Source organism: Streptomyces sp. NPDC059740 (assembly GCF_042733155.1).
Lineage (GTDB): Bacteria > Actinomycetota > Actinomycetes > Streptomycetales > Streptomycetaceae > Streptomyces.
On record NZ_JBHWGP010000055.1, the window covers coordinates 22,042 to 28,797 of the forward strand.

Sequence of the window (6,756 nt, forward strand, 5' to 3'; positions counted from 1 at the left end):
CTTCCGGGGCAAGAACTTCGACGGCTTCTGCCCGCTCGGCCCTGGATCACGACCGTGTCCGCGCACCACCCCAGCACCCTCTTCACAGCTCGACGCCAGAAGGAGCCGCCATGAACATCGCCGACGATCCCGACCGTGCGCCGGCCCGCTCGCACCTGTACGCGATGGGGCTGAGCGAGGAGGACATGCGGCGTCCCACCGTCGGCATCGCCTCGACCTGGACCGGGACGATGCCCTGCAACCTGACCCACCGCGATCTGGCGCGCCATGTCGCGACCGGGGTGCGCCGGGCGGGCGGGACGCCCATGGAGTTCAACACCGTCGCCGTCTCGGACAACCTCACGATGGGCACCCCGGGCATGCGGGCCTCGCTGGTCAGCCGGGAGGTCATCGCCGACTCCATCGAACTCGTGGTCAGGGCCCACCAGTTCGACGCCGTGGTCTGCATCGTGGGCTGCGACAAGACGGTGCCCGCCGCGATGATGGCGATGGCCCGCGTCGACATCCCGTCCGTGCTGCTCTACAGCGGCAGCATGATGCCGGGTACCTGGCGCGGGCGGAAGGTGACCATTCAGGACATGTGGGAGGCCCTCGGCGAGCGGGCGGTCGGCCGGGTCAGCCAGGACGACGTGGACGACCTCGCCCGGCACGCCTGCCCGGGCGCTGGTACCTGCGCGGCGCAGTACACCGCGAACACGATGGGTACGGTCGCGGAGTTCCTCGGTCTCGCGCCGTTCGGCGTCGGGGACATCCCCGCCACGGCCGAGGAGAAGACGGCCGCGGCCGAGCAGGTCGGCGCACTCGCCCTGGACGTACTCGCCCGGGACGTGCGGCCGTCCTCGCTCCTCACGGAGGACGCCTTCCACAACGCGATCGTCTCCGTGGCGGCCATGGGCGGCTCCACCAACGCCGTCCTGCACCTGCTCGCCATCGCCCGTGAGGCGGGAGTCGATCTCACCGTCGACCGGATCGGCGCGGTGTGCCGCGAGGTTCCCATCATCACGGCACTGAAGCCGTCCGGACCCCACACCGCCGCCGATCTGTGGCGAGCCGGCGGTACGTCGCTGGTGGCGGCGCGACTGCTGGAGGCCGGGGTACTGCGCGACGCGGTGATCCTGGTCGACGGCCGCTCGCCGGCGGACGTCGCGTCGACGGCGGTGGCGGCCGAGGGCCAGTCGGTGGTGCGCGAGGTGCACTCTCCCGTGAAACCGGCCGGTGCGCTGGCGATCCTGCGCGGTTCACTCGCTCCGGACGGCTGCGTGCTGAAGCTGGGCGGACGTCCCGACTTCGTACGCCAGGGGCCCGCCCGGGTGTTCGACTCCGAGGAGGAGTGCTTTGAGGCCATCCAGGGCGGCCGGATCGCTGCGGGCGACGTGGTGGTCGTCCGTTACGAGGGCCCGGCCGGCGGGCCCGGTATGCGCGAGATGCTGTCGATCACCGGGGCACTGGTCGGGCAGGGGCTCGGCGACTCCGTCACCCTGGTCACCGACGGCCGCTTCAGCGGGGTCTCGCACGGCCTGGTGATCGGCCACGTGGCCCCGGAGGCGTGGCACGCGGGCCCCATCGCGCTCGTGCGGGACGGTGACTCCGTCACCGTCGACTCCGCCCGCAACGCGCTCGACCTCGACGTCCCGGCCGACGAACTGGCCGAGCGCCGGAAGAGCTGGGCGCGTCCCGACCGCCCGGTCGAACGCGGTGTCCTCCGCAAGTACGCGGCCGTCGTCGGCTCGGCGTCGGACGGTGCCGTCACGGTCTGACACCGTCTGACGCGGCCGCTCGGGGCTGTCCGCCACGAACGGACCGGCACCGGACGCCTGCCGGCTCGTCGGCCGGGATCCGATCCTGAGGGCGCTTTCGCCGGCTGAGGGTTGTCCTCCCGGTCTCCGGACACGTTGGCGGGGCCGGGGGATCGGAAGAGCACGATGCCTCACGTCCGCCTCGCCGTGGAGGAGGCCGCAGATCGGGAAAGGGCGTGCCGGTGGCAAGAGGCGTCGGAAAGGACCGGCGGGGTGGGGTGTCGCGTCCCTCCCCCACCCCGCCGGTCCCCGCCTCCCCTCAGTTGGACGTCAGACCGCCGTCCACCGCCAGGGCCGACCCGGTGGAGAACGAGGCCCGGTCACTGCACAGCCACAGGGCCGCCTGGGCGATCTCGACGGGTTCGGCCATGCGCTTCTGCATCTGGCGGGCGACGAAGGCCTCCTCCAACTCCGGCCGCACCTGCACCACCTGGCTGATCATGTCCGTGCGGGTGGTGCCGACGACGAGCGTGTTGATGCGGATGCCGTGCGCGGCGTACTCCGCAGCGGCCGCCCTGGTCATGCCGAGTACCGCGTGCTTGGCGGCGACGTAGGGCACGGGAGCCCCGGTGGCCACCATGGCCGCAGTGCTCGACGTGTTGACGATCGCGCCCTTCCCCGCCGCGAGCATCACCGGGATCTGTGAGCGCAGGCAGTTCCAGGTACCGCGCACGTTGACGTCGATCATGCGGTCGAACAGGGCCTGGTCGAGCTCGTGCAGAGGCGACAGGTCCCCGCCGACGAACCCCGCGTTGTTGAAGGCCGCGTCCAGGGTGCCGAAGTGCTCGCCCGTCGCGTCCACGGCTCGCTGCACGTCCTCGGCGACCGATACGTCCCCGGCGCTGAAAGCCGCCCGGCCACCCGCCTCGTTGATCTCCTCGGCCAGCTGCTCCAGCACGTCCGCGCGGCGGGCCATCAGCAGGACCGCCGCCCCCTCCGCGGCGAACAGGCGGGCCGCCGCCTCACCGATCCCACTCGACGCGCCTGTGATCATCACTGCCTTGCCGGCCAGCATTCCGTTGGTGTCACTCATGCTGGGAGTAAAGCCGCCGGCCTCCCTCGATGACACCCCGCGACGCCTTCGGCCTCCCACTCCGCGGGGCCCGGGACCGTGGACCGGGACCGCCGTGCCGCGGGTCGGTCCGGTCCAGCGGGCTCACCAGGGTGCGCGGTGGACAGGTCAGAACGGCCGGATCGCGTCCTTGCCCCTTACGGACGGCTGCGCCAATGTCGTCGCCGTTCTCCCGCACCGGCCCCACCGTCTCCCGCGCCCGCCCCGACTCCAAGGATGACGATGCACTCCCCTCACTCGCTCCCCTCCCGTCGTACCCTGTTCCGCGGCGTCCTCGCCGCCGCCACCGGCCTCGTGGTGGGGCCCGCCCTGTTCACCGGAACCGCCGCCGCCTATTCCTGGTCACGGACGCTGCAACAGGGCACCACCGGAGCGGACGTGACGGAACTCCAGATCAGAGTCGCCGGCTGGGCGGCCGACAGCCCGAGTCACAGCCGGGTGGCGATCGACGGGGACTTCGGTGCCGGCACCGCGGCAGCCGTGCGGCGCTTCCAGGCCGCGTACGGGCTCGGGGCGGACGGCGTGGCCGGACCGGCGACCCAGGCGAAGCTCAACGCCCTGGAGAGCGCCGACGGTTCCACCGTCCACTTCGACTGGAGCGAGTTCACCGACCGGGTGAGCGGCACGTTCGCGGGCGGCAAGGTGACCACCGCCGCTGCGAAGGAGAACGCCCGGCGGACGATGTACAAGCTGGAGGCGCTCCGCAAGAAGCTGGGTGACAGGGCCATCACCGTCAACTCCGGCTTCCGCAGCGTCGCGCACAACGCCGACGTCGGGGGAGCCGCCGACAGCATGCACCTGTACGGCACCGCCGCGGACCTCGACGTCCCCGGCGTCACCAACAAGACCGTGTACCAGAAGGCGGAGACCTGCGGGTTCTCAGGTCTGGAGACCTACGCCGAGGACCATCAGCACGTCGACGCCCGGGCCGACCTCGGACGGGCCTGGTGGTGGCAGGACGGCACCGTCTGAGGGCCGCCCGGGCCCGGTGCGCGCTCCGGCCCGATCCGGCCGGGGCCCGAGACAGCCGGAGGCGTGAGCCGTCCGGATACCCTCGGGCGGGCCGGCCGGCGCGGCTCTCGGGCATGCCGGCCGAGTCGCTCGCCACCGCACCGGTCACGTCGGTGTTCCGCAACGGGGCTGTCGTCCTGCATGTGGGTGCGGTGGGTCCGGCGGCGTCCGTACCCGGTTGCGCTCGGCATCGCCCCGGTGAGCAGGGGCAGGACAACGCGGGGCTCGGGCAGCCCCGCGCAGCCCCGGCGACCCCGGGTGCGCTACCTGACGTCGACGTAGTCGGCGGTGGTGGTGACCGGGTGGGTGGTCGAAGTGCCGGCAAACGACCAGCGCCAGTACCCGTCGGTCCCAGCTTTCACGGTCGTCTTCAGGGCCCCGCTGCTGCCCGTGGTAACCGTCTTCACGGTGGTGTAGGCAGCGGCGCCCTTCTTGCGGAACTGCAGTTTCACCGATTGACCGGTGTAGCCGGCGTACTTGTACGTCTCCCAGTTCGCCCGGGTCAGGCTGCCGGTCACGGTCAGCGTCCGGCCCTTCTTCACCGGCTCGGGCGAGGCGTTCACCGTCATCTTCGCGTAGCGCCTCACCTTCACCGTGGCGGCGGCGTCCATGCCTGCGTAGTCGCCGTCGTTGCCGCTCACGGCGACATTCGCCTTCCAGACTCCGGCCGTGGTGTTGTCCTGCGGGTCGATCCGCGGGCGCAAGGTCATCCGGTACGTGCACGTGCTGATCGTGGGCGTGTCCGCACGAGGTACACAGTCACCGGTGGGGTCGTCCGGCAGGACGAGCCCCTTGGAGCCGTTCCACAGCGACGGGACGGTGAAGTCCTCCTTGATGCCCGAATCGTCGCCGGCGGTCACCTGGAGGGTGAACTTCTTCGCCTCCGTGGTGCCCAGGGCGATGTCGTGTCCCTCGTTGATGACCACCTTGAGGATCCGGATGTCCCCCTCGTGTTCGTCCGCCTGCGCCGCGCCCGGTACGGCGAACACGGACAGGGCGCCGGCAACGGCGGCTGCGACAGCACTCGTACGCATCAGTGTCTTCCCTCGACTGTGACCCACCTCAGTGCTTCTGAGGCGTCGAGGAGGACTCCCGAAGCGGCCGAACAGTTGTGTCTCCCGGCCCCGGACTTGCGAGCGGATGCCGGGACGGGAGCGTGTCTCCCGATGAGGCCACGAGGTGGTCGGACCTGCCTGCCCGAAGAGCGGTCACTGAGGCGAGAGGCCGGACCGGGCAGCTGTCCTCGACCGGCCCGGTCGGCGGACGGCGGGGCGCCGGTGCAACGGTGACGTGCACGGAGTCACGGCGTCGTCGCGCGAGCTCCTCCAGTTCGTCGAAGCCGACTCGTCCAAGGTGGGTGTGAGTCCAGACGTCCTGCGGCCCCCCACGTCCGCCAACGACTCCGCCCGCCCTCAGTGGCAGTGCGCCGCACTGGCCGGACTCGGCATCCCGCGGACCGCATGACGGTGAAGCGGGGTGACCACACTCGGGAGGAGGCAGGGAAGCGGTGAGGCCGGGCAAGAGATGTCCTGCCCGGCCTCACCGGTGTGCCTGAAGCCCCGCCGCTCCCGGCTGGGGGCGGCTGTCCCCAGGGCTCAGGCGGCTTGTGGTGCCCCGCCCGGGGCTGACCTGGGTTCGATCAGTAGGCGGAGTTGACGTTGTCCATCGAGCCGTACCGGTCGGCCGCGTAGTTCGTCGCAGCGACGATGTTGGCCACCGGGTCCGTCAGCGAGTCCTTGGTGCCCTTGACGTGGTAGGTGTCGAAGGTGGGCTGGATCACCTGGAGCAGACCCTTGGACGGCACGCCCTTCTGCGCGTTGACGTCCCAGTTGTTCTGCGCGGTCGGGTTGCCGCCGGACTCACGGATGATGTTCTTGTGGATGCCCTGGTAGGAGCCGGGGATGTGCTCGTAGTGCATCACGTCCAGCGCCGTGCGGATCCAACCGTCCAGGTCGTCGCCGTGCTTCTTCTTGCCCTGCTCGACCAGCTTGGCGACCTTCGCCGCCTCCTTGGCCTGCGCGTCCTTCGCATCGGCCTTCTTGCCGTGGGCGACGGAGACGGCCGCGGGCTTGGCCTCGTGCACCGGAGCGGCATGCGCCGGGGTCGGGGCCAGGGTGGCCGCGGCAGCGGCGGCACCGGCGGTGGCAATACCGGCGACGGTGTACTTGCGGAAACGGGTGGCGGTGGTGGTGGCAGTCATGGCGTACCTCTCTACGGGGGACATCGTGGGGAGGCCGACAGGCTGTCGGCGGCACATCCCGGAACCCTTGGGGCGTCCGGTGCGTGCTCGACGCGGCTTCTCGCGTCGCGGGGCCGGTGTCAGGCTCAGGCGGAAGGACTCCCGCCCGGTCCGGCGCTCGGCTCCCCGGTACGTCCACCACCTTGGGAACCGGCTCCCCACCGGCGCCAACCTGTGACCTACGAAAGCGCGTAGCAGTACAGAGCCTCCCGGGGCGTGTCAGGCGCTGATGGTGCCGATGCCGGCTACTACCGAGGTTCCGTGGTGACGAGGATCCCGTGCCCGCCCTCACACAGAGCCGGCAGACCGGCCCCGCGCACAGCGAGGTGGCGACCGAGGGTTCGGTGACTGACCACAGGGCGGCCGGGACCTCGTGTGCCGCCGCCGGTGGAGCGGGGAGGGCAGGTGGCTCCGGGCCACCGGGCGCCGACACGCTCGAAGTGGCGGCGGCGTCCACCGCACAGCGTCACCTGTCGGCGCAGCCGGCGCGGTCCAGTGGCTCGTCACAGGGGATCCCGGGCGGCACGTCCTTTCATGGGACAGCCCTTAGGGCAAGGCCGTGAAGTTAAGGCTCGGGAAGGCAAACGCGTGGGGACTGATCTGGTGTGATCCGGGACGTGAGAAGCGGAGCCCCGGTA

5 protein-coding genes are annotated in these 6,756 nt (G+C 71.1%); 2 read left to right on the forward strand and 3 right to left on the reverse strand.

Annotation, left to right across the window (positions count from 1 at the left end; all coding sequences use genetic code 11):
- Positions 1–110: 110 nt before the first annotated feature.
- Complete coding sequence (gene ilvD / locus ACFV3R_RS32290; protein WP_385590553.1) at positions 111–1,757, forward strand: dihydroxy-acid dehydratase; 1,647 nt, start codon at positions 111–113, stop codon at positions 1,755–1,757.
- Between the two features lie 298 nt (positions 1,758–2,055).
- Here ilvD and ACFV3R_RS32295 read toward each other — a convergent pair whose 3' ends face one another.
- Positions 2,056–2,829: an SDR family NAD(P)-dependent oxidoreductase gene (locus tag ACFV3R_RS32295; RefSeq protein ID WP_385590555.1), complete on the reverse strand. Its 774-nt coding sequence runs from the start codon at positions 2,827–2,829 to the stop codon at positions 2,056–2,058.
- 261 nt (positions 2,830–3,090) lie between these two features.
- Between ACFV3R_RS32295 and ACFV3R_RS32300 the strand changes: the two genes are divergently transcribed.
- Positions 3,091–3,840 carry a D-Ala-D-Ala carboxypeptidase family metallohydrolase gene (locus ACFV3R_RS32300; protein ID WP_385590557.1) on the forward strand — a complete coding sequence of 250 codons (750 nt, stop codon included), beginning with the start codon at positions 3,091–3,093 and terminating at the stop codon, positions 3,838–3,840.
- A 302-nt stretch (positions 3,841–4,142) separates the two neighbouring features.
- Here ACFV3R_RS32300 and ACFV3R_RS32305 read toward each other — a convergent pair whose 3' ends face one another.
- Both ACFV3R_RS32305 and ACFV3R_RS32310 read right to left on the reverse strand, forming a co-directional pair.
- Positions 4,143–4,913 (reverse strand): calcium-binding protein, encoded by a 771-nt coding sequence (locus tag ACFV3R_RS32305; protein ID WP_385590559.1) that lies wholly within the window; start codon positions 4,911–4,913, stop codon positions 4,143–4,145.
- Positions 4,914–5,518: 605 nt separating this feature from the next.
- Positions 5,519–6,079 carry a transglycosylase SLT domain-containing protein gene (locus ACFV3R_RS32310; protein ID WP_385590561.1) on the reverse strand — a complete coding sequence of 187 codons (561 nt, stop codon included), beginning with the start codon at positions 6,077–6,079 and terminating at the stop codon, positions 5,519–5,521.
- Positions 6,080–6,756: the final 677 nt, after the last annotated feature.

Bases quoted from the DNA above. Each gene is read 5' to 3' on its own strand.
- ilvD (WP_385590553.1), top strand. From the start codon at position 111: ATGAACATCGCCGACGATCCCGACCGTGCGCCGGCCCGCTCGCACCTG.
- ACFV3R_RS32310 (WP_385590561.1), bottom strand. From the start codon at position 6,079: ATGACTGCCACCACCACCGCCACCCGTTTCCGCAAGTACACCGTCGCC.
- ACFV3R_RS32305 (WP_385590559.1), bottom strand. From the start codon at position 4,913: ATGCGTACGAGTGCTGTCGCAGCCGCCGTTGCCGGCGCCCTGTCCGTG.
- ACFV3R_RS32300 (WP_385590557.1), top strand. From the start codon at position 3,091: ATGCACTCCCCTCACTCGCTCCCCTCCCGTCGTACCCTGTTCCGCGGC.
- ACFV3R_RS32295 (WP_385590555.1), bottom strand. From the start codon at position 2,829: ATGAGTGACACCAACGGAATGCTGGCCGGCAAGGCAGTGATGATCACA.